Source organism: Mucilaginibacter lacusdianchii, assembly GCF_009770985.1.
GTDB lineage: Bacteria > Bacteroidota > Bacteroidia > Sphingobacteriales > Sphingobacteriaceae > Mucilaginibacter > Mucilaginibacter lacusdianchii.
Map to the genome: position 1 here is coordinate 1,274,177 of NZ_WSRW01000002.1, position 20,601 is coordinate 1,294,777.

18 protein-coding genes are annotated in these 20,601 nt (G+C 42.7%); 12 read left to right on the plus strand and 6 right to left on the minus strand.

Annotated elements, in window-relative coordinates:
- Positions 1-164: 164 nt before the first annotated feature.
- From GPM24_RS12430 to GPM24_RS12440, 3 genes are all read left to right on the plus strand, one after another.
- Positions 165-1,697, plus strand: coding sequence for an amino acid permease (locus tag GPM24_RS12430; RefSeq protein ID WP_158827066.1), 1,533 nt, complete (start codon positions 165-167; stop codon positions 1,695-1,697).
- A gap of 98 nt (positions 1,698-1,795) precedes the next feature.
- Positions 1,796-3,049 carry an MFS transporter gene (locus tag GPM24_RS12435; RefSeq protein WP_158827067.1) on the plus strand — a complete coding sequence of 418 codons (1,254 nt, stop codon included), beginning with the start codon at positions 1,796-1,798 and terminating at the stop codon, positions 3,047-3,049.
- 2 nt (positions 3,050-3,051) lie between these two features.
- Positions 3,052-3,624, plus strand: coding sequence for a MarC family protein (locus GPM24_RS12440; protein WP_158827068.1), 573 nt, complete (start codon positions 3,052-3,054; stop codon positions 3,622-3,624).
- Positions 3,625-3,630: 6 nt separating this feature from the next.
- Here GPM24_RS12440 and GPM24_RS12445 read toward each other — a convergent pair whose 3' ends face one another.
- Positions 3,631-5,469, minus strand: coding sequence for a UbiD family decarboxylase (locus tag GPM24_RS12445; RefSeq protein WP_158827069.1), 1,839 nt, complete (start codon positions 5,467-5,469; stop codon positions 3,631-3,633).
- Between the two features lie 116 nt (positions 5,470-5,585).
- On the opposite strand from GPM24_RS12445, the gene GPM24_RS12450 reads away from it, so the two are divergent.
- Complete coding sequence (locus tag GPM24_RS12450) at positions 5,586-6,035, plus strand: SRPBCC family protein (protein ID WP_158827070.1); 450 nt, start codon at positions 5,586-5,588, stop codon at positions 6,033-6,035.
- A 52-nt stretch (positions 6,036-6,087) separates the two neighbouring features.
- Positions 6,088-7,737 carry a M28 family metallopeptidase gene (locus tag GPM24_RS12455; protein ID WP_158827071.1) on the plus strand — a complete coding sequence of 550 codons (1,650 nt, stop codon included), beginning with the start codon at positions 6,088-6,090 and terminating at the stop codon, positions 7,735-7,737.
- Positions 7,738-8,003: 266 nt separating this feature from the next.
- Here the strand turns inward: GPM24_RS12455 and GPM24_RS12460 are convergent, their stop codons facing one another.
- Together GPM24_RS12460 and GPM24_RS12465 are read right to left on the minus strand one after the other, a co-directional pair.
- Positions 8,004-9,761, minus strand: a complete 1,758-nt coding sequence (locus GPM24_RS12460; protein WP_233268820.1) for a DUF885 domain-containing protein — start codon at positions 9,759-9,761, stop codon at positions 8,004-8,006.
- A 43-nt stretch (positions 9,762-9,804) separates the two neighbouring features.
- On the minus strand, positions 9,805-10,503 hold the full coding sequence (locus GPM24_RS12465; RefSeq protein ID WP_158827072.1) for an MBL fold metallo-hydrolase: 699 nt from the start codon (positions 10,501-10,503) through the stop codon (positions 9,805-9,807).
- Between the two features lie 64 nt (positions 10,504-10,567).
- On the opposite strand from GPM24_RS12465, the gene GPM24_RS12470 reads away from it, so the two are divergent.
- Positions 10,568-11,044 (plus strand): DinB family protein, encoded by a 477-nt coding sequence (locus GPM24_RS12470; protein ID WP_158827073.1) that lies wholly within the window; start codon positions 10,568-10,570, stop codon positions 11,042-11,044.
- Positions 11,045-11,222: 178 nt separating this feature from the next.
- Here GPM24_RS12470 and GPM24_RS12475 read toward each other — a convergent pair whose 3' ends face one another.
- Genes GPM24_RS12475 through GPM24_RS12485 form a run of 3 tightly spaced genes read right to left on the minus strand, consistent with a single transcriptional unit; the run spans position 11,223 to position 13,814 of the window.
- Positions 11,223-12,524, minus strand: a complete 1,302-nt coding sequence (locus GPM24_RS12475) for an alpha/beta fold hydrolase (RefSeq protein ID WP_158827074.1) — start codon at positions 12,522-12,524, stop codon at positions 11,223-11,225.
- 59 nt (positions 12,525-12,583) lie between these two features.
- Entirely contained in the window at positions 12,584-12,973 is a 390-nt protein-coding gene (locus tag GPM24_RS12480) for a DUF1634 domain-containing protein (protein WP_158827075.1), read from the minus strand.
- A gap of 4 nt (positions 12,974-12,977) precedes the next feature.
- Complete coding sequence (locus GPM24_RS12485) at positions 12,978-13,814, minus strand: sulfite exporter TauE/SafE family protein (RefSeq protein ID WP_158827076.1); 837 nt, start codon at positions 13,812-13,814, stop codon at positions 12,978-12,980.
- 181 nt (positions 13,815-13,995) lie between these two features.
- On the opposite strand from GPM24_RS12485, the gene GPM24_RS12490 reads away from it, so the two are divergent.
- From GPM24_RS12490 to GPM24_RS12515, 6 genes are all read left to right on the plus strand, one after another.
- The gene (locus GPM24_RS12490) at positions 13,996-15,054 is read left to right on the plus strand and encodes a class I fructose-bisphosphate aldolase (protein WP_158827077.1); all 1,059 of its coding nucleotides are present in this window, start codon (positions 13,996-13,998) and stop codon (positions 15,052-15,054) included.
- Entirely contained in the window at positions 15,054-15,992 is a 939-nt protein-coding gene (locus GPM24_RS12495; RefSeq protein ID WP_158827078.1) for a 1-phosphofructokinase family hexose kinase, read from the plus strand. The genes GPM24_RS12490 and GPM24_RS12495 overlap by 1 nt, the downstream gene beginning before the upstream one ends.
- A gap of 194 nt (positions 15,993-16,186) precedes the next feature.
- Complete coding sequence (ligA, locus tag GPM24_RS12500; RefSeq protein ID WP_158827355.1) at positions 16,187-18,202, plus strand: NAD-dependent DNA ligase LigA; 2,016 nt, start codon at positions 16,187-16,189, stop codon at positions 18,200-18,202.
- Positions 18,203-18,613: 411 nt separating this feature from the next.
- Positions 18,614-19,861 carry a sensor histidine kinase gene (locus GPM24_RS12505; protein ID WP_158827079.1) on the plus strand — a complete coding sequence of 416 codons (1,248 nt, stop codon included), beginning with the start codon at positions 18,614-18,616 and terminating at the stop codon, positions 19,859-19,861.
- Positions 19,848-20,246 (plus strand): response regulator, encoded by a 399-nt coding sequence (locus GPM24_RS12510; protein WP_158827080.1) that lies wholly within the window; start codon positions 19,848-19,850, stop codon positions 20,244-20,246. Before GPM24_RS12505 ends, GPM24_RS12510 begins: the two co-directional genes overlap by 14 nt.
- A 154-nt stretch (positions 20,247-20,400) precedes the next feature.
- On the plus strand, positions 20,401-20,553 hold the full coding sequence (locus GPM24_RS12515; protein ID WP_158827081.1) for a hypothetical protein: 153 nt from the start codon (positions 20,401-20,403) through the stop codon (positions 20,551-20,553).
- Positions 20,554-20,601 lie beyond the last annotated feature (48 nt).

Sequence of the window (20,601 nt, forward strand, 5' to 3'; positions counted from 1 at the left end):
CGGCTCTGTAATTATTCATAAAACACCAGTTTATTAAAGATAACATAATCTTTACAGACAATTTATCTTCATTATGAAGCATCAGAGCCGTTTTCTTTAAATTTTCAATAAAAATAAGTACGTTTGGGCAACGATGATTAAATCCTTACAACTGAAAAAATAAGATGAGTTTATTTATTAAGAAGTCCATTAAGTCGTTGCTGGCGGCAGCAGCCGAGTCGGACAAGAGTTTGAAGCGAACGCTTGGACCTACGGCCCTGATTGCTTTAGGTATCGGCGCTATTATTGGTGCAGGTTTGTTTGTGCGTACAGCCGCTGCCGCAGGTGGCAATGCCGGACCCGCCGTAACTATTTCATTTATTATTGCTGCTATTGGTTGTGCCCTGGCCGGTTTGTGCTATGCAGAATTTGCCAGTATGATTCCGATTGCCGGTAGTGCCTACACCTACTCTTATGCCACCATGGGCGAGTTTATTGCCTGGATTATAGGTTGGGATTTGGTTTTGGAATATGCCCTGGGTGCTGCAACAGTAGCCATTGGCTGGTCACAGTATTTGAACGACTTATTACATACTTTTTTTGGGACAACCATACCGTATGAGTGGAGCCATTCCCCTTTTCAGGTATCTGAAGCTGGTGTACATGGTATTGTAAACCTGCCAGCTATCTTAATCATTCTTTTACTTACCATGTTGCTTATTCGCGGTACTGCCGAATCTGCTTTGGTAAACAATATCATTGTATTTGTTAAAGTAGCTATCGTATTGTTAATTATCGGCTTCGGATGGTCATTTATCAATCCGGCTAACCATAACCCTTATACCATTCCTGCTGATGCCGGTACCGTAACATTAAATACAGGTATTGTACATAATTATGCCGACTTCTGGAACAACGGATGGGCGGGCGTATTGCGTGGTGCCAGTATTGTATTCTTTGCCTTTATTGGTTTTGATGCCGTATCTACAGCAGCTCAAGAAGCTAAAAATCCACAAAAAGATATGCCTTTGGGTATTTTAGTTTCATTAGTAATTTGTACTGCATTGTACATCCTGTTCTCACATGTGTTAACAGGTGTTGCATCATATAAAGAGTTTTTAACCCAAGGCAGCGAAGCTTCGGTTTCTTATGCTATCCGCCATCATATGCCGGGTTACGAGTGGTTAGCCAAATTGGTAACCGTAGCTATTTTAGCCGGTTTTTCTTCGGTAATTTTGGTAATGCTAATGGGCCAAACCCGCGTATTTTATACCATGAGTACTGATGGTTTAGTACCAAGTGTATTTTCTAAATTACACCCTAAATACCGCACGCCTTACAAATCACAATGGTTATTTTTTGGATTTGTATCATTGTTTGCAGGTTTTGTGCCTGATAGTATTGTGGGCGATATGGTAAGTATCGGTACTTTATTTGCTTTTGTGCTGGTATGTTTGGGTATATTCATTTTACGTAAAACAGATCCCGACATAGAGCGTCCGTTCAAAACGCCTTTGTATTACATTGTTTGTCCGCTGGGGGCTTTGGTTTGCTTAGGAATGATTGTGAGCGAAGGTTGGGAAAACTGGGCTCGTTTAATTGTCTGGCTAATCATCGGTTTCATCGTTTACTTTGGCTATAGTATTAAACATTCTAAAGTAAGATTAGGAGCTGATACGACACCAAACGATCCGCCTAATCCTAAATATGTTGATTAACGTAACAAATTAAATATCTTGAAAAGGTTCTGCACATTGTGCAGAACCTTTTTTGTTGTTAATCCTTTTTAAACCGTACCAATAAATAAACCGGATTAATGAAGATTGATAAACATTTGTGGATACTGGTGCTGGTATGTGTCATTAACTCCATGGGCTTTGGCATTATTGTACCACTACTTTACTCGTATGGTAAAAAGTTCGGACTTAATGAGCAGACTATTGGTATACTAACCGCAACTTTTTCGGTAGCCCAGTTCTTTGCCACACCATTAATGGGGGCGCTATCAGATAAATGGGGGCGCAAGCCATTACTTGCTATAAGTTTGGCGGGTACCTGTGCTTCCTTCCTGATGTTTGCTATGGCACAAAACTTGGTTATGTTATTTGCCGCACGCTTGCTGGATGGCATTACCGGTGGCAACATTTCGGTAGCCCAAGCTATGGTGTCAGACACCTCTACACCCGAAGACCGGGCCAAAAAGTTTGGCATTTTAAGCTCGGCATTCGGCTTCGGTTTTGTAATTGGCCCAGCTATTGGAGGACTGCTCAGTAAACTTGGGCTACAGGCACCCTTTTATTTTGCGGCTGGCATCGCCTTAATTGGCTCCCTTTGCGCTACATTTTTACTAAAAGAAACACATGGTAAGGTAGAGGCAGGAAACAAGAACCAAGAGACAAGAAATGGGAACAGTTTCAAAAATAAAGATACACATAACAGAAAACCCACAACAGAAAACTCACAAAAATCTAAGCGCAAGTTCACCTTTGCATCGCTTATTACCGCTATAAAAATGCCGGTTATAGGTACGGCTGTGATCACGGGGTTCTTTTTAACCATGGCACAGTTTACCATGATTGTTGGTTTCCAAACGTTCTCGGTAGATAAGCTTAAACTTACCCCTTCACAAATTGGCCTTATATATGCCGGATTTGGTATTACGGGTATTTTGATGCAGCTGTGCGTGCCGTTAATTACCAAGTTGATCAAGTCCCGAACGGTTATACTATTGCTGTCTACGCTGGTTTGTTTAGTGGCTATGCTTTTAACCGGCTTGGTTAGTGCGGTATTTATTTTCATCGCCTGCATGTACATTTACGGATTGTTTAACGGCTTGCGCAATCCTATGCTTAATGCCATCATTGCCGACCATAATGATGATGACATGCAAGGCGAAATATTGGGCGTCAACCAATCGTATGCCTCTGTAGGGCAAACCTTGGGACCAATTGCAGCAGGTTTGGTAACCGCTATTTCGGTAAACACCACGTTCTTTTTGTCGGCATTTTTTATTCTAATTGGTTTTTTACTTACTTTTCGGCTAAAATCCAAAGAGCAACAAACTGCCTAGCTATGCCAACTTTTGATCCACGCCAGATTTTATCCATCACCATGATTTTGTTTGCCATAATTGATATAGTGGGTACTATACCCATTATCATCGAACTAAGGCAACGGGCTGGTCATATAGAGTCGGAAAAAGCATCTATTGCGGTATTGGTACTGATGATAGCCTTTTTATTTGTGGGCGAAGAATTATTGAAACTAATCGGCTTGGATATTTCGTCCTTCGCCATAGCGGGTTCGTTAGTCATTTTCATCATCGCCATGGAAATGATTTTGGGTATTAAATTTTTTAAGGAAGATGATGTACCGCAAACTGTATCCATTGTGCCGCTGGCTTTTCCGCTTATAGCCGGCGCAGGTACCATGACAACGTTGCTATCGCTTAAATCACAGTATGCTACATCTAACATTATTGTGGCTATTATTTTGAATACGCTGGTTGTTTACATCGTACTTAAAAACACCAAACGCTTAGAGAGGCTTTTTGGCAAAACCGGATTAAACGTACTACGTAAAGCTTTTGGTGTAATTTTGCTGGCTATCGCTATTAAATTGTTTAGAAGCAATAGCGGGCTATAAGTAACTCTAAATTATACCATGTAACGCCCCGCCTTTGGCTCCCATTTGATCCACCAACTTTTCAACCTGCGGGTCTTTTTCCAACACCGGTGCATGTTGAGGCTTGATGCGGGCATTGATAATAAGCGGACCACGGCACCCCCAGTGCTTATGCTCGGTAAAACTGCGGATGCCATAAATATCATGCGACGGGTTACTGCGCGTGAAAGTTACCCACACCAGGTTGTTGATATTTTGCGCCGTAAAGCCGGCGTCATCACAAAATACCATCAGTGGCAAGCCCGATAAATCTTCGTCTTTAAGGTAATCATCCAATATACCGATGGCGCTTGCCAAATCTTCTTCATGCAGGTACTTGGGCACTTCTACCGCCAATACACCAGGGATAGCCATTTTGAAGATGTTGAATGGCCGTGGCAAACTAAATCCAGCAGGTAGTTCTGTCCATAGTTCACGCTTCTTATCGCCAGCCACTGTAATAGCTACCTTGCTGCCGCTGTTTAGTCCGCTGCCACTGTAATCAAGCGTATCGATGGTGGTTTTGGTATAAAAGTGCAGGTCGCGGGTTAGATCCACACGCTCTAGTACATGTTTTAAAAAGCCAGTCAAATCGTGAATATCCAATGCAGGATTATCTTCTTTAGCAGCAATAAACAGGTACTTCGCCAAGCTCAACTGGTTTTTGCCGAGGATATGATTGGCAATGGTCAGTATCTCCTGCGGGCGGCGTTCTTTTAAATAAGGCGTGTAACGCTCGCTACCAATAGCAAACAGTAGCGGGTGCACTCCTGCGGCATCTACGGCATTTACAGCATGCAAGCCCGGAATTTCAGACGGTAATGCCGAGCCGGTAATTTCATGTATCAGGGCGCCAAAGCTGGTATCTTCTTGCGGGGGTCTACCCACCACGGTGAATGACCATACAGCATCTTTACGATGATACACATTATGCACCTTCATTAACGGAAAAGGATGCGTTAAGCTATAGTATCCCAAGTGATCGCCAAAAGGGCCTTCGGGCTTATTTTCATGCGGCATTACCGTACCAGTTATTACAAAATCAGCATCGGCCGAAATACAGAAGCCTTCTGCATCATAAAAGTACCGGAAACGGCGGTTACCCAAAGCACCGGCAAAAGTCATTTCAGACAAACCCTCGGGCAAAGGCATCACAGCGGCTACCGGATGCGATGGCGGCCCGCCTACAAAGATGCTTACTTTTAACGGTTGCCCTTTGGCATTAGCTTTGGTTTGATGCACACCTATGCCGCGGTGTAACTGGTAATGCAATCCTATTTCGTTGTCTTGTGTATACTCATTGCCACCCAACTGAATGCGGTACATGCCCAAATTGGCATTCATGATACCTGGCTTGTCGGCATCTTCGGTATATACCTGCGGCATGGTTACAAACGGGCCACCATCCATGGGCCAGTTTACAATTTGTGGCAATGCGCTGATTTGAGTACGGCCAAAATTAATGGGCGCACTCTTCCCCACTTTCATGGGCAGCGCAGATAAAGCCGTGAGCGCCACATTAGCATAGCTGAATGGCCGCTTTATAGCTTTAACCGGATCAGTTTTTAAATCAACTAGTGTTTTAATCTTATCCAGCGTGTCACGGAAAATAAATTTCGATCGCTCCAGTGTACCAAACAGGTTTGACACTGCCGGAAACTTACTGCCTTTTACATTTTCGAACAAAATAGCCGGCCCCTCGTGCTCAAACACACGCAGGTGTATAGCGGCCATTTGCAGGTAAGGGTCTACCTCTTCTTTAATACGAATTAGATGACCATGTTTTTCCAGATCGGCAATGCATGCTTGTAAACTTGGGTATCCCATTTACTGGTAATTGAATTAAGCATCAAAATTACTTAAAAATGCACTACAACAATCGGGTTTGAAGTTTTTGAAACTATTTTGACTTCTATATGCTTTTAATTAAAAACATTAACCCTATGGAAAATAACGAATTAAAGCTGGGTACAGAAAAAGATTTTGCTGTTCCTGTTGAAAGATTGTACCAAGCCTGGATAACGGAAGAAGATTTGAAACAGTGGTGGAAACCATCCGAAAATCACCTGGTATCGGTAGAAAATGATGTACGCGTGGGCGGACAAGTACGTTACGAGTTTGAAGGAAAAGATAACCAGAAAGACTTAGTTATTTTGGGTGAGTACAAAGAAGTAGAAGAAAACAAAAAGCTGGTTTATACCTGGAATTGGGATGTACAAAGCGATGCTATTCCACTTAGTGAACACGTGCTTACCATTGAATTTATTGGAGATGGCGACAACAGCAAGCTGCGGGTAACGCAAGAAAATAAAGAAGAAGATGAGTCGGTTAAACCGCATGAGCACGGCTGGGAAAAATCATTAAACGATTTACAGGCTTATCTGAGCAAGTAATCTTGATAAAAAATGATATTTTAGGCAGTGCTTTAACCAGCACTGCTTTTTTATGCGTTTAAAAAATAAATTTATAATAAGCGCAATTGCTATCAGCACTGCGCTTTCTGCCTCCGCTCAAATTAAACCCGATAATATACCCGGTTTAACCGCTCAAGTCTATAGTAGCTATGTAAAAACATTAGCTTCCGACGAATTTGAAGGCCGTTTACCCTTTAGCAAAGGCGAAACCAAAACCATCAATTACTTAGAGCAACAGTTTAAAACACTGGGTCTGGAACCCGGCAACAACGGTAGCTACTTTCAGGATGTACCCATGGTGTCTATCAGTACCAACCCCAATCCTAAAATGAGTATTTCAGCTTCCGATAATTCATTTGATTTAGAGGGATTAAAGGATTATGTGCTTTGGACACGCCGCACCGAGCCATCTATTAAACTGGAAAACGACGAACTGGTATTTGCAGGCTTTGGCATTACCGCACCGGAATTTAACCATGATGATTATGCCGGACTAGATGTGAAAGGCAAGATTGTAGTGGTATTAATTAACGACCCTGGTTATTACGATGCCAAACAGTTTAAAGGCAAAACCATGACTTATTACGGCCGATGGACATATAAGTATGATGAAGCCGCCCGCCATGGCGCAAAAGGCTGCCTGATTATACATGATACCGGACCTGCCGCTTATGGTTTTGGCGTGGTGGCCAACAGTTGGAAAGCCACTAAACTGTACTTGGACCCACGCGGACATGAAAGTTACAAATGCGCCATCGAAGGCTGGTTTACCCTACCCGCTGCCGAACGTGTATTGCAGGCCGCTGGTACCAATTATAAAACATTGCTGAACCAAGCTTTAAAAAGCGATTTTAAAGTCCGTCCGTTAGCTCTAAAATTAAGCACCTCACTCACCCTAACTACACAATACAAACAATCACACAACGTAGTAGCCAAAATTCCGGGTACTAAAAAGCCGGACGAATGCATTATTTACTCGGCCCACTGGGATCATTTAGGTATTGGCAAGCCAGATGCTAAAGGCGATACCATTTATAACGGTGCCGGCGATAATGCCACCGGCACAGCGGCTTTACTTACGCTAGCCAAAGCTTTTAAGAGCCAAAAAGTAAAACCCGAACGTACCATATTATTTTTATCGGTAACGGCTGAAGAGCAGGGTTTATGGGGATCAGCCTATTATGCTGAAAACCCTATTTTTCCGAAGGAAAAAACGGTAGCCAACATTAATATGGACATGCTGTTCCCATACGGCAAAACCATGGATATTTCACTGATTGGTGAGGGGCAGTCAGAACTGGAAGATTACCTGGCTATTGCCGCTAAACAGCAAGGCCGATATGTAGCGCCGGAACCTGATCCATCAAAAGGCCTGTACTTCCGGTCAGACCATTTCAACTTTGCCAAAATCGGTATCCCTGCATTATACACCGAAACAGGGATTGATATACCCGGAAAAGGCAAAGCATATGGTCGCAAGTTACAGGATGACTTTACCGCTAATGTGTATCATAAACCAGCAGATGAGTATAATGCCGCAACCTGGGATGTAAGCGGTAGCATACTGGATTTGCAATTGTTATTTAACGTTGGTAGAAAGCTGGCTTACTCAACCACCCTTTGGCCCAAATGGAAACCCAATTCAGAATTCAGGGCCATCCGTGAAAAGTATATGAAATAAAAACAAGAAAGGCTGTTATAACCAATAACAGCCTTTCTTATTTACCAGCGCAGGACTTAACATACAGGAATATCCCTACCCAAACCAATCCTTTGATCAGAAAGAACAGAAAGCCTGCCACCCCTACGCGTTTAAGCCATTTAACCATATACTTTATTTACTTTGAAGTACGGGCAAAGGTAACAGTTTAGTTGTTTGGTGATAAGGGTATTGATATTATTGATAAAGGATATAAGATGATTATTGGAAGTTTTTAACGTTTGTCCTTATTCTTTGGGTTTGCCCAGCATCAGTTCTTTAATCATTTTTACCGGCGCACTGCCATAGCTTAAAAACTTCTCGTTAAAGGCTTTCAGCTTATACTTGTCGCCCAGCTTTTTTTGATACTCAGTGCGCAGGTCCATTATCTCTTTATAGCCGGTAAAATAGCTGGTTAACTGTACACTGGTTACGCTTACCCGTTTCCATTTGCCTTCGGCTTCGGCCTGTTGTTGGAAGGCTTCGTGTGTAAGCATTCTGATAGCCTGTTCTTTGCTCATGTTAGCCACATGCACACTATAATCTAATATGGTATTACATACCGAACGCAAATGCCATTTGTACCACATCAGGCGCATCTCGGGTTCGTTGTTTCCAAAACCGGCATCCAGCATCATGGGCTCGGTGTATACCGCCCAACCTTCAATCATGGCACCGTTTTGGAAAATGGATTTAATTAAACTTGGCGCTTTATTGGAATAAACCAATTGGGTGTAATGCCCAGGTATAGCTTCATGAATACACAAAATTTGAAGTATGTATTGATTGTATTCGCGCAAATAACTTTCGGCCCTTGCAGGTGCCCAGCCGGCTAAACTGCCTACGTTAAAGTAAGTGTTACCACCCTTATCATACGGACCCGGCGAACTTACCGATGCACCGGCTACGCCAGCCATGTAGGCAGGCTCTTTACGCACAACTAAAGGCTTACCAGGGTCAAGTGTCAGCAGGTCTTTTTGTTTAACAAAAGCTTCCAGCTTTGGAATCTGTTTCTCAATAGCCGACTGGAATTCTTCGGGCTTAACATGTTTAGCCGATAAGGTATCTATTACACGACCAATCAATTCCAAAGTATCTTTAGGCATTTCGGCCTTGCCAAAATATTTGGGCCATAGTTGGCGGCTCAGTTTAGCCATTTCGCCATGCAAATACTTTTTGCGTGTTACTGCAGCATTAAATACCTGCTGGGCTGTTGAGGTAGATTGAATATCAAATTTGAACTTATCCTCATACAGTTCGCGCCCTAGCCTAAAACTGCGTGGCTTTGCACTTTTTAAGTTAGACAGCCATACTGTAAAACCTCTGATAGCATCAGCCGATTGCTTAGCCCTGGCTAACATTTGCTTTTGCATAGCGTCAGGAATTTTAGTCTTTTTAAGCGAATCGGCAAAGTCTTTTTCAAAAACACTTACCCCGCCGTTAAGCTGATCTGCCGTTAAATCGGTTAGTTCGGGCACCGGGTTTTTAATTTGCTTTTGCGCTTCTTTGTAATAAGCCGGCACATTGGCCATCTTTTCATAAAAGTTACGTAAGCGCTTATCCAGCGGTGCATAGTGCTCGTTTAAAATGTAGGCAAACGTATTGATTACATTATAGGATGATGGATCCCACTCATAATCTCTAAGCGATTTTACGTGCCACTGCATTTTTTGCAGTTCGTTTTGAATTAATTGATAATCTATTTTATTGGCGTCAGACAAAGACCCCGACGCAAAACGAGCCAGCGAATCCATGTTAGAGCCTGCAAATTTGTACAGGTGTTGTAAGTTGGATGTAGTAGGCACTACCAAAATGCTGTCGTATTTATGATAGCCCATTTGTGTAGCTGCGTCAGGATTTTCTTTCCACAGGTTTTCCAAAAAATGATTGGTATAGGCATTAAAAGCGGCATCATCATGCCCGCCCTCTTCTGGAGCCATACCATCTTTTTTGCACGACGACAATGCCAGCATCATGCCAGCCACAGCAAGTATTCGTTTAATCACGCTAAAATTAGTGTTTTGATGAATGCATAAACGTAAACATTTTTTAACGGAAGCCGAACACTTCCTTAAAAACGTTACAGGCATCAACCATAATAGGTACGCCCTGGCTAAAAACAGCTGTATTAAAGCTGATAGAGGTTAACCGCTTTAAAGTATCAAAACTTTGATGCAAATTATCATACCGCGGGTTAAGCACCAGGTGTGTATGGTTTTCGGCAATATCTGCCGCAAATAAGATGCCGCCGTTTACCGGGTAAAATAGAGCTATTTGACCATCCCAATGGCCGGGGGCATGTATTACCTGTAAACCATCAACATCTGGTATATAGTCACCGTCGCTTAACTCAATTACATGCTGTATAGGATGGTGCTTTATAAAAGGCACCTTTTTGAGCAATGCCAACGCTTTAACCATGCGCTTTACCAGTTTTTTACCGAAGTGATAAGCACGGTCTTCTTTAATAAGTATTGCATCATCGGGATGTGCGTATACATTAGCTTGCGTATCGGCCACAATACTGTCCAAATCGCCAGAATGACTGGGCTTGGCATGTGTTATAACAATATGTTTAATATCTGTTGGTTTGGAGCCTATTTGCTTAATGGCTTCATATATAAATTTTTTGCTACCAGCCGGGCCAGTATTAATTAATATCAATCCGTCATCGCGGCGAATGATAAAAATATTAACAAACTGAAGCGGTATCTGGTAAACGTGAAACGTTATAGCTACCAGTTCCATAATTTAAGTTTATATCACATCAACCAACTTTGGGCTGATTTGTTGTTGGGATAAAAGTAACATTATGCCCGATACCCAACAAACAATTATAAGCGAAGTAATTAAACTACTTCAGGGTGGAAACGCCCACGCCAAACTGGATGATGCACTGGCCGGTTTGCCGCCCGAACAGCGTGGTGCGGTGCCAAATGGCTTACCCTACAGTATATGGCAATTGGTAGAACATATACGCATTGCCCAATGGGATATGCTGGAATTTTGCAAAGACGGCAACCATCAATCGCCTAAATGGCCTGATGAATACTGGCCTAAAGAAACAGCACCAGCCGATGAGCAGACGTGGAATCAATCCATCGGCCAAATTAAAAAAGATCTTGAGGGCATGATTGAACTGGTTAGCACCCAGGATTTATACACTCCTATTCCGCATGGCGATGGTCAGAACATATTGCGCGAAGCCTTGCAGGTTGCCGATCATACAGCTTACCATGTGGCCGAGATTATTGTGTTAAGAAGATTACTGAGCAGCTGGAAATCATAATCTTCCTTTCCCAAGGATAGGGCTTTTAACTAGCATAGTTTATAAAAACAAAAATGTCATTTCGAGAGGTAACGAGAAATCCTTTGAAAGCGATTAGCTTGTACGCTTCGAAAAGATCTCTCACTATCGTTCGAGATGACATTTTAATTAAAGCCTTTTAGAGGGATTATTTAAAGTCTTATTTTAACCCTTTTGCAAATTCCACTACTGCGCTTACCAGTTCAGGCTTAATTGGTAGCTCGGGCTGATTGTAAGTAGCAATGTTTGGTGCTGTTGCGGCAGGTGCTTCCTTTAATACATAATTCATGTTCGGTACAATCAGCATTTTTGCGTCCGATTTCACCTTTTTCAAGCGCTCCGCATCAGCGGTCGATACCTGCAAATCGGTAGTACCCTGTATAATCAGCATAGGTATCTTTAATTTTTTCAACTCGCGGGTGGGGTCATACCTCATCCACGACCGTAAATATGGTTGTACACTTACACGGGCAATGGAGTACAGCGCAGCATCAACCTTGTCGTTGTTTTTCCCTTTGCGTAGGGTATCTACAATAGCTTTAAAGTTATTGCGCACAAATTCTGGTTGTGACTTCAGTTGCTCAGTTAATATTTTATCTCCTGTCTGGCTTTCTGCTTCTACCATAACGAAGCCGTTAACCGGTTGTCCGTTAGCAGCCAGCATGCCTACCAGCGATCCTTCGCTATGCCCCAGCACAACTACTTTTGAAAATTTAGGATCGTCATGCAGTTGTGTAATCAGTGCCACGGCATCATCTACATAATCATCAAAACGAAGCTCAGCTTCTTTAGCGGCAGATACGTTTTGCCCAACCAGGCGCTTGTCGTATCTTGCACTGGCCACGCCATTTTTGGCCAATGCGATAGCCAATTGTTTATAAGTATCAGGGTTCTGATTAAGCTTTGCCTTGTTACCATCACGATCGGTAGGTCCACCAGATGCAATAATAAGTACCACCGGAATTTTACCGCTAACCTGCTTTGGCATTGCCAAGGTACCGTTGATGCTAGCCGTAAGAGTTTTCAAAGTGATGGGTGTTTCAACCACATCCGGATCCGGTGCGGCAGCAGTTGATGTTGCTATACCTTTAGCTTTATAGTTGTCAAAAAGCAGTCCGCCAATCTGTCCCCTGCCATTCAAGCTGATTTTCATGGCCAGGGTTGATTTTTGAAAATCTGCTTTATAAGTAGCAATCCCTTCGTCCATACCTACAAAAGTAGCCTGCTGCAAACCGCCAATCTGGCTTTGAAGCTGCGCCAGCATCTGCTGGTTTTTATCGGCTGGTATTTGTGCCTTGGTTTCGGCAGTAAACATATTAAATATGCTATCGGCTTGGTTACGGTTGTAATACCGCATAAATTTGTTCAAAGCCGTACGGTAAGCCGCCGGTTCGGTACTTTGTGCCGGCGAGGTAATTACACAACCTGCCAATAGCGTTAGCAAAAAGAATATCTTCTTCATAATCAGTTCTGCAAAATTAAGAAATTAAACGGGGGTTTGTTAATTAAGGCAACACGCATTTAGCCGCCATGCCCGGTTAAGGCGCTGATAATAATAACCAGCAGTACCAGTAAGCTAATGCCGGTATACAACCAGTCTTTTTCTATCACAAAGCCAACCGCCGAAAATACAACACGGATAACCGGCGTAGCAATCAGTAAAATAATGCCGGCTTGTATAATAGCCCTGCCACGCCCTGCAAATATACCATTCCATATGCCCGATGCAGAGTGCACAAAATGGGGTATGCCAGTAAATTTTTGGTAACTTACCGTTGCGTGCCCATGGCGGTACAGATACAACACACCACCCATACAAACTACCAGCATAGATAAGCTTACACCTATGCGCAACACCCAGCCTAAAACTTGCTGCATATCTGTATCTTTAAACGTTCTGCGCTCAGCCATTTGTTTATACCTTTTGATGAATACCGTTATAAATCATTTGCACCGCCAAGAAGGTAACTACTATGGCAAACACCCAACGCAGCCATTGTGATGATGAAGTATGAACCAGTATTTTAGAACCGGTTAACGCACCCAGCAGCACCCCCACTACCACCGGCATTGATATTTCGGGATTTATATAGCCACGCTGCAAATAAACCACTGCGCTGGCAGCTGCCGTTACACCGATCATAAAGTTGCTGGTTGTGGTAGATACTTTGAACGGAATACGCATAATGCTATCCATCGCCACTACTTTTAATGAGCCGGAGCCGATACCTAATAAGCCTGAAATTAAGCCGGCAAATGCCATCATGGCAAAGCCGCCGCCTACTTTGCGCACACCGTAAGTTACAGTTTGGCCATTATCAGGATATGTACCGTTCAGTTTTAGTTTTTCGGCCCACTGGCTTTTTTGCTGATTAACCTGCGTATCTTTCTTTTTTAGCGACATGAAGGCTGAAAATATTAAGATGACGCCAAATAGTATAGCAATAAAGCTGGTTTGTAGGTGAAGAGCCAGCATAGCGCCAAAAAATGCGCCGATAGTGGTGGCAATTTCCAGAAACATACCGATACGAATATTGGTAATCCCCTCTTTTACATAAGCCGCCGCCGAGCCGGATGAAGTGGCAATTACGGACACCAGTGAGGCACCGATGGCGTAATGAATATCAACATTTAACAAAACAGTGAGTAACGGAATAATTACCACACCACCACCTAAGCCGGTTAATGAACCTAGTAAACCAGCCAGGTAAGACCCGGCCAAAACAATCAGCGTAAATACAAATACCGACATTCTAAAACGTTTGGCTGGCTGCTAAGGTAACAAATTATTAAGGCGACGAGATGTATTCGGTACGCATTGTCAAATTATTATCACATGACGTTCATGAATGTTGATAATGCAATATTGGTATCAACAATCAATCTTAAACACTGTTATACCACAACAATTTCTTCACATAATCCATAAAGCTATGGCCTTTCAAAAAATCCTGGAATTATTAGGCGATCAGGCCGATAACCTGCTCCAACATCAAAGCAAAACTTTCGATAAAAACTTACTGCACCTGCCATCGCCCAATTTTGTGGACGAGGTATTTGCACAAAGTAACCGCAACCCGCAGGTACTGCGTAATTTGCAAGCCATATATAATCATGGCCGCTTGGCCGGTACCGGGTATGTATCTATATTACCTATTGACCAAGGAATTGAACATACAGCAGGCGCATCTTTTGCTAAAAACCCAATGTTTTTCGATCCAGAAAATATTATAAAGCTGGCTATTGAAGGAGGCTCAAATGCAGTTGCCACTACATTTGGTAATCTGGCCATGATGTCGCGTAAGTATGCGCACAAAATTCCGTTTATAGTTAAAATAAACCATAACGAACTACTTACCTACCCAACCAAATACAACCAGATTATGTTTGGTTCTGTTGAAGATGCCTGGAATTTAGGCGCAGCTGCAGTAGGTGCCACTATCTATTTTGGCTCTGAAGAATCAAGCCGTCAAATTATCGAGGTATCACAAGCTTTTGAGCGTGCGCATGAATTGGGCATGGCTACTATATTGTGGTGCTACACCCGTAACAATGATTTTAAGAAAGACGGTGTAAACTACGAAACCGCCGCTGATATTACCGGTCAGGCTAACCACATTGGAGTTACTATTCAGGCCGATATCATCAAGCAAAAAATGCCCGACGTAAACGGTGGTTTTACCAAAATTAATTTCTCGAAAAGCGACCCGTTGATGTACAGCCAGATGACAACTGATCACCCTATTGACCTTTGCCGTTACCAGCTGGCTAATTGCTATATGGGCCGTGCCGGATTAATTAACTCTGGCGGCGAGTCAAAAGGCCCGGGTGATTTGGCCAACTCGGTAGCCAATGCTATTATTAACAAACGTGCAGGCGGTACCGGTTTAATTTTAGGCCGAAGAGCATTTCAGCGTCCGTTTGAGGAAGGTGTAGAGTTTTTACATACCATTCAAGACGTATATTTGGCCTCAGAAATTGATATTGCTTAATGAAACATATTGTAACCCTGACGCTGAGCCCAACGGTTGACAAAAGTACCAGTGTTGACCACGTTGTAGCCGATCAGAAATTATCTTGCGACGAGCCTAAGTTTGAACCGGGTGGTGGTGGCATCAACGTATCGCGTGGTTTAAAGCGACTGAACGTTAATTCAGTCGCCATTTTTCCATCAGGTGGCTTAACCGGTCAGCGTTTGCAGGATCTGCTGAAAGAAGAGCGCATCAATCAGCAGCCGATCCTAACCGAAAACATGACGCGCGAAAACTTCATCGTATTAAACCGTGAGGTACAGGAAGAATACCGCTTTGGCATGCCTGCCGTAGAGCTGTTGCCTAAAGAGGAGCGCGAAATACTAAGCGTCATCCGCAACCTGTCACCCAAACCTAAATTTATTGTGGTAAGCGGGGGCATGCCTCCAGGGTCTAGTGATGACTTTTTAGCCAAAGTGGCCCGCATTGCCAAACAGGATGATGCGAAACTGATTGTAGATACCTCAGGCGAGGCACTTAAAAATGCGGTTGAAGAAGGCGTTTATTTGTTGAAGCCTAACCAAAGCGAGTTGAGTAAGCTAACCGGTATTGAGGTAAAAGATCAGGCAACGGTTGAGGAAGCTGCCCGCCAAATTATCGATAAAGGCAAATGCCATATTGTGGTAGTATCTATGGGGCCTGATGGCGCTTATGTGGCTACAAAAGATTTTTCGGAAATGGTAGAAGCCCCACAGGTGCAAAAACGAAGCACCGTTGGCGCCGGCGACAGCATGGTAGCCGGAATGGTTTACGCCCTAGAAAAAGGTTTTGACCTGCGCCAGATGGTACGTATGGGTATTGCCTGCGGCAGTGCCGCTACCATGAATTCGGGCCCCGAGCTATTTAAAAAAGAAGATGTTGAACGGCTTTACCAAGGCATGCTTGGTAAAGCAAGATAGCTTAAGATTTGACCTAATGTTTAATTTCAGGCGGCAAGAAAAATCTTATACACTCACAAGTTACTGTATAAGATTTTTCTTGCATTCCGGAATTGCATAAGTATTTGAATTGCGAAACCCCAATCAGAAGTCTCCCTTATTTTGTTTATCAACTCCTTTATCACCGCTTCATGCCTAATGCTTATCTTCGTGGCATGTCACCAATTGTAGCCAAAGAACGTATTGAGAGCCTGACTGCTGAGCTGAAACAACATAATTATAACTATTATGTACTGGCACAGCCTACTATAACGGATTATGATTTTGACCAGAAACTCCGTGAATTAACCGACCTGGAAAAGGAATACCCTGAATATGCCGACCCTGAATCGCCTACCTTAAAAGTGGGTGGCGAGGTTACCAAAGAGTTTCAGACGGTAAAGCACCGCTGGCCCATGTTATCATTGGGCAATACCTACAGCGAGCAAGAGCTAATTGATTTTGACCAGCGTATACGCAAAGCCATTGGCGACAATTTCCAATACGTATGTGAGCTGAAGTTTGACGGATTATCCATGAGCATGACTTACGAGCAGGGTAAACTGGTACGTGCCGTAACCCGCGGTAACGGTGTAGAAGGCGATGATGTAACTACCAATGTACGTACTATACACAGTGTACCTAAACGGTTAGGTACTGGTAACTATCCAGATTTTTTTGAAATACGCGGTGAGGTGCTGATGCACCGCAAAGCTTTTGAGCGCTTGAATAATGAACGTATTGAAGGCGGCGAAATTGCTTATGCCAACCCCCGTAACTTTGCTTCGGGTACCATGAAACTGCAAGACTCGGCCGAGGTAGCTAAACGGCCGCTTGATTGCTTTTTATACTTTTTGTATACCGATAAACCGCTGTTTAAAACTCATTGGGATAGCTTACAAGCTGTGAAAAGTTGGGGCTTTCATGTAAGTGAACACACCCGTTTGTGTAGCAGCATACAAGATGCACTGGCTTTCATCAACGAATGGGAAGAAAAACGCTTTAATTTAAGCTTTGACATTGATGGCATTGTGCTTAAGGTAAATAATTATGCACAGCAAGAAGAGCTTGGTTTTACAGCTAAGGTACCCCGCTGGGCCATCTCTTACAAGTACAAAGCCGAACAGGTAGAAACCGAACTGCTGGATGTAGAATACAACGTGGGCCGTACAGGAGCCGTTACACCGGTAGCTATATTAAAACCAGTACTGCTAGCCGGAACCACCGTAAAACGCGCTACCCTGCACAACGCTAACGAAATATTGCGATTGAACTTACACGAAGGCGACTCGGTTTATGTTGAAAAAGGTGGTGAAATCATCCCCAAAATTATCAGCGTAAACGAGGCTAAGCGTAAGCCCGGTGCACAGCCCGTTACTTACCTAACCACCTGCCCATCATGCGGCACACCGCTGGAGCGCAAGCCCGGCGAGGCGGCTTTCTATTGCCCTAATGATGAAGGCTGTCCGCCACAGATTGTAAGCCGTATGCAGCACTTTGTAAGCCGGCGCGCCATGAATATTGACGGCTTGGGCGATGAAACCATCGAAACGTTATATAACAAAGGCTTTTTAAATCATATCAGCGACATTTACATTCTTAAAGACAAGGCCGATGAACTGAAGCAGATGGATCGTTTTGGCGAAAAGTCGATAACCAATATGCTGAAAGGTATAGAGCAATCTAAACTAATGCCCTTCGAAAAGGTACTGTTTGGTTTAGGCATACGCTACGTTGGCGAAACAGTTGCCCGCAAACTGGTAGCCCATTTTAAAACTTTAGACCGGCTAAAAGCTGCAACGTTAGAAGAGCTTACCGCCGTTGAAGAAATTGGCGAACGCATAGCCCAAAGCTTGGTCGAATACTTTAGCGGAACAATACACCACGAAGAGCTGGAAAAGTTGCGCTTACAAGGACTACAGTTTGTAGCAGAAATACAAGAAGTAGTATTACAAAGCGATAAACTAACCGGTAAAACGTTTGTCATATCGGGCGTGTTTGAAAAGCACTCGCGCGAGGAGTTGAAAGAACTGATTGAACAAAACGGTGGCAAAATTTTGAGCAGTATATCAACCAAATTAAATTACCTGGTGGCCGGCGATAATATGGGCCCATCTAAACTGGAAAAAGCCAACAAGCTTAACATCCCGATGATTAGTGAAGATGATCTGCTTAAAATGATTGAAGAATAAAATTATAACATTAACATACACAAACGGAGGACGGCATCGATCCTCCGTTTGTGTATTTATTGCCTTTTTGTGTATCTTTTGCTCACCAATTGTAGTTATGAAAAATTTATTTTACCTGCTTTTATTAAATGTGGCATATACTTTTACCAACAATAGATGTTTAAATGAAGTAACTGCCACGACGCTAACAGGCATCAGTTAAGCCAGCAGTTGCCCAAAGCCGGACAGCTTACTGTTGCCAGTTTATAGTCACAGTAACTTTTGTGATGATGATGAGCACTAACGAGCATTTTTACGCATAATAGGAATATTCTTATAACTCCATGACCTACAATGGATTTAATGTATATTTTTGCAGCCCTTTTTATCTGCACAGTAATTGAGCAAATAAATCACGGTCCAATTATAATATTGAAAACACAACTCATCAATTCAAAACCTGTAGTAGTTTGTGGTGCGCAATGCACCTCGGCACACCAGCACACCGCAGGGGCTGAACCCGGATTTGGTGCCCAGGTAGCAGACTTTTTTAAGAATTTATTTAACACAAATGACTGGCCGCCACGATGGCATTGCGGCACTTGGTCAGATTTTCATGGCTGGCTATACATTATATCCGATTTGTTAATCTGGGGATCGTATTTTGTTATTCCTTTAATTCTGGTAAAAATTGTTACCAAGCGCAAAGATGTACCGTTCCCTAAAATTATTTGGTTGTTTGGTGCGTTTATTATCTCGTGCGGTACAACCCATTTGCTGGATGCTATTGTCTTTTGGTGGCCTGCCTACCGTTTAAGTGCACTCATCAGGCTTATTACTGCACTGATTTCTGTAACTGCCGTTTATACGCTTTATAAGGTGTTGCCCAGCTTACTTAACCTGCGCAGTGTAGCCGAGTTGGAGCGCGAAATTGCCGAACGCAAAGCTGTTGAAGCTAAATTGGCCGAAAACGAACAAGTGCTTAATAAATCATTGGAATTGCTTTCGCGCCACAACCAGCAGCTAAAAAGCTTTACTCATATCCTGTCGCACAATATCCGTAACCATGCCAGCAACATATCGCTCTTAACGGGGCTGGTTGACGAAGAAACGCTGGACGAAAACAATCTGGAAATGTTCCAAAAAATCACAACCGTGTCTAACCGGCTAAATACTACTCTTCAGGATTTGTCTACCGTTATTAAAATCAGAGAAAGTATATTGGAAAAGCAAGAACTGAACTTTAAGGATACAACTCAAAAAGTATTAGACGTACTCCAATCTGATATAATGGCCAGTAAAGCAGTTATTGAGCAAAACTTTGAAGTGGCTACAGTTTGTTTCCCAGGCATTTATCTGGAAAGTGTTATTATGAACTTAATATCTAACGGTATTAAATATGCCAAACCCAATGTTAATCCGCATATTTGCATCAGCACTTATACCGAAAATGGTAAAACTGTTTTGCAACACACTGATAACGGCATAGGCATTGACTTGGAACTGCACGGTGAAAAACTATTTGGCTTATATAAAACTTTTCATCAGCATACCCAAGCTCATGGCGTTGGTTTGTTTTTGATCAAGAACCAGATTGAATCGCAGGGAGGGCAAATTACCGTACAAAGCAAACCAGGCGAAGGCACCACTTTTAAAATTATTTTTAATGAGCAAAATTGATATTTTATGCGTTATTGATGATGACGAGATTTACACCTTTACCATTAAACGCATTATCAAAGCAGCTGATGTTACCGAAAACACACTGTTTTTTGAAAACGGGCAAGCAGCGCTAGAATTTTTTACTGAAAACAAAAACAACCCATCCTTACTGCCCGAACTTATTTTGCTTGACCTGAACATGCCAATACTCGACGGCTGGCAATTTTTAGACCGTTTTATAAAAATGGTTCCGCATCTGGAAAAGAAGATTACGGTTTACATAGTTAGTTCTTCTATTGATGAAGCCGATTACAAACGGGCCGAGGCTATAGAACAAGTATCAGACTTTATGGTAAAACCCATCAGCGTACAACAGCTTAAAGATTTAGTAAATAGTTTATAATATTACTTTGATGCCGTTATTCTAGTGCCATAAGGGCATTGTTTCATCTTACGGCTCAATATTTATAAAACACTGTTTTAATTTTCATTTGCTGCAGTCAAAAATCAGTTGATATCGCTACAAACAAAATTGCTTTAGCGCTGCTTATTACGCTATGGAATTTCAGATAGGCGACTTGGTAGCCACGCCTAACGGCAACGGCTATATTAATGATATTATTGAAGACGATTTAATTATCGACTTGGTTGATGGCGACCAAAAGCGCGAAACTTTCCACAAAGAAGCTGTTACGTTATTAACAGAATAACACACCATTACACTATATACTATAAATTTTAACTATAGTTACACTATT

Excerpts from the sequence above, each read along its gene's own strand:
- GPM24_RS12430 (WP_158827066.1), top strand. The coding sequence starts at position 165 with ATGAGTTTATTTATTAAGAAGTCCATTAAGTCGTTGCTGGCGGCAGCA.
- GPM24_RS12435 (WP_158827067.1), top strand. The coding sequence starts at position 1,796 with ATGAAGATTGATAAACATTTGTGGATACTGGTGCTGGTATGTGTCATT.
- GPM24_RS12440 (WP_158827068.1), top strand. The coding sequence starts at position 3,052 with ATGCCAACTTTTGATCCACGCCAGATTTTATCCATCACCATGATTTTG.
- GPM24_RS12445 (WP_158827069.1), bottom strand. The coding sequence starts at position 5,469 with ATGGGATACCCAAGTTTACAAGCATGCATTGCCGATCTGGAAAAACAT.
- GPM24_RS12450 (WP_158827070.1), top strand. The coding sequence starts at position 5,586 with ATGGAAAATAACGAATTAAAGCTGGGTACAGAAAAAGATTTTGCTGTT.
- GPM24_RS12455 (WP_158827071.1), top strand. The coding sequence starts at position 6,088 with ATGCGTTTAAAAAATAAATTTATAATAAGCGCAATTGCTATCAGCACT.
- GPM24_RS12465 (WP_158827072.1), bottom strand. The coding sequence starts at position 10,503 with ATGGAACTGGTAGCTATAACGTTTCACGTTTACCAGATACCGCTTCAG.
- GPM24_RS12470 (WP_158827073.1), top strand. The coding sequence starts at position 10,568 with ATGCCCGATACCCAACAAACAATTATAAGCGAAGTAATTAAACTACTT.
- GPM24_RS12475 (WP_158827074.1), bottom strand. The coding sequence starts at position 12,524 with ATGAAGAAGATATTCTTTTTGCTAACGCTATTGGCAGGTTGTGTAATT.
- GPM24_RS12480 (WP_158827075.1), bottom strand. The coding sequence starts at position 12,973 with ATGGCTGAGCGCAGAACGTTTAAAGATACAGATATGCAGCAAGTTTTA.
- GPM24_RS12485 (WP_158827076.1), bottom strand. The coding sequence starts at position 13,814 with ATGTCGGTATTTGTATTTACGCTGATTGTTTTGGCCGGGTCTTACCTG.
- GPM24_RS12490 (WP_158827077.1), top strand. The coding sequence starts at position 13,996 with ATGGCCTTTCAAAAAATCCTGGAATTATTAGGCGATCAGGCCGATAAC.
- GPM24_RS12495 (WP_158827078.1), top strand. The coding sequence starts at position 15,054 with ATGAAACATATTGTAACCCTGACGCTGAGCCCAACGGTTGACAAAAGT.
- ligA (WP_158827355.1), top strand. The coding sequence starts at position 16,187 with ATGTCACCAATTGTAGCCAAAGAACGTATTGAGAGCCTGACTGCTGAG.
- GPM24_RS12510 (WP_158827080.1), top strand. The coding sequence starts at position 19,848 with ATGAGCAAAATTGATATTTTATGCGTTATTGATGATGACGAGATTTAC.
- GPM24_RS12515 (WP_158827081.1), top strand. The coding sequence starts at position 20,401 with ATGGAATTTCAGATAGGCGACTTGGTAGCCACGCCTAACGGCAACGGC.